General features: G+C 66.1%; 1 protein-coding gene. It reads left to right on the top strand.

Going from position 1 to position 1,881, the window contains the following annotated elements; all coding sequences use genetic code 11:
• The first annotated feature begins 89 nt into the window (after window positions 1-89).
• Complete coding sequence (locus AB0E90_RS51625; protein ID WP_360421215.1) at window positions 90-1,781, top strand: IS1634 family transposase; 1,692 nt, start codon at window positions 90-92, stop codon at window positions 1,779-1,781.
• The last annotated feature ends 100 nt before the right edge of the window (window positions 1,782-1,881 follow it).

Raw genomic sequence — 1,881 nt, 5'->3', positions numbered from 1 at the left:
CTAGCGGGAGTTTCGCGGCTAGGTGCTCGTCCGGCGTGTAATCCGTTGCGGTGCTTGGATTTTAGGCCTGGATCGTGTATTACCCACATATGGCAACGGTGATCGAGAAACGGCGTGCGGACGGGCGGGTCTACTACTACCTCGTCGAGTCGGCCAGGGTGGACGGCAAACCCCGGATCGTGTCCCAGCAGTACCTGGGCAGCGCGGCCGAGATCGCCGAAAAGCTGGCAGGCGCACCGGCTACCGCGCTGGTACGCAGCCAACACAAGCAGTTCGGTGACCTGGCCGCGGTGTGGTCCGTGATCGAACGCATCGGCGTGGTCGAGATCATCGACCAGGTCATACCCCGCCGGGCGGACGCGGCCGCATCAGTAGGCACCTACCTGGCGTTGGCCTGCGCGAACCGCATCGTCGCACCCTGCTCGAAACTCGGCTTCGCCGACTGGTGGGCCACCACGGCCGGACCGCGGTGGGTGAAACTGAACACGGCAGCGCTGGATCACCGCCGGTTCTGGACGGCGATGGACCGGCTGTCCGAGCCCGACCTGGCCACCATCGAGACCGAGCTGAGCGCCCGGATCATCGCCGAGTACGGCCTGGACACCTCCGGGCTGGTCCTGGACATGACGAACTTCGCCACCTACATCGACTCCGGCAACGACAAGGCACCCATCGCCCAACGCGGCAAAGCCAAGCAGAAACGGGTAGACCTGCGACTGGTCGGCCTGGGCCTGGTCGTCACCCGTGACGGCAACATCCCGCTGCTGTCGCACACCTACCCCGGCGACCGGCCCGACGTCACCCAGTTCCCACTGATGATCGAGCAACTCGTCACCCGGTTCACCCACCTGGCCGGCAGCCTCGACGATCTGACCCTGGTCTACGACGCCGGACAGAACTCGACCACCAACCACGAACAGGTCGAAACCGCCAGGATCGGCTTCGTCGGCTCCCTGCCACCCAGCGACCATCCCGACCTACTCACGATCGCCCGGACCCGCTACCGCAGCGTCGACACCGACCGGTTCCCCGGCCTGACCCACGTCGACACCACCGTCACCGCCCTGGGCGTGACCCGCCGCGCGGTCCTCACCCACTCCAAGACCTTGCACGCTGCCCAGTCCCGCGGCTTCGACCAAACCCTGACCAAAGCCCAGCAACGCCTGGCCGTCCTCGCCGACAAACTCGCCCGCGGCAAAACCCGCCGACCCCGCCCCGCCGTCGAGGCCGAGATCGCCACCATCTGCAAACCCCGCTGGGTCGCCGAGGCCCTCATCACCACCCTGACCGGTGAACACCCCGCCGACCTGCGGCTGTCGTTCACCATCGACGCCGCAGCCCGCAAAAAGCTGGAAACCCGGCTGTTCGGCAAACGGATCCTGTTCACCAACCGCGACACCTGGCCCGTCGCCGAGGTCGTGGCCGCCTACCGCTCCCAATCAGGCGTGGAGTTCGGCTTCCGCCAACTCAAAGACCCCCACACCGTGTCCTTCTCCCCGATGCACCACTGGACCGACCAGAAAATCCGCGTCCACACCTTCTACACCGTGCTCGCCCTGACCATCGCCCACCTCATACGCCGCACCGCCGAACACGCCGGACTACACCTGTCCGTCCGCGAACTCACCAACGAACTGGCCGGCATCGGCGAAACCGTCCTGCTGCACCACGACGGCGGCAAAGGCCGACCCCGCGCCCAACGCCTGCTCACCGACATGACCGACACCCAACGCCGCCTCTACGACCTGTTCAACCTCGACCGCTACGCACCCACCCGCTGACACCGAACCCCCGGTGGGTAATACACCACCAGCGTCCGAACCCACCCACCACCAGCGAAAACACAACCAAGATCAAACTAGCCGCGAAACTCCCGCTAGG

Source organism: Actinoplanes sp. NPDC026619 (assembly GCF_040638295.1).
Classification (GTDB): Bacteria; Actinomycetota; Actinomycetes; order Mycobacteriales; family Micromonosporaceae; genus Actinoplanes.
Note: the sequence above shows the minus strand (reverse complement) of the source record. Positions and strands in the feature narration are given on the sequence as shown.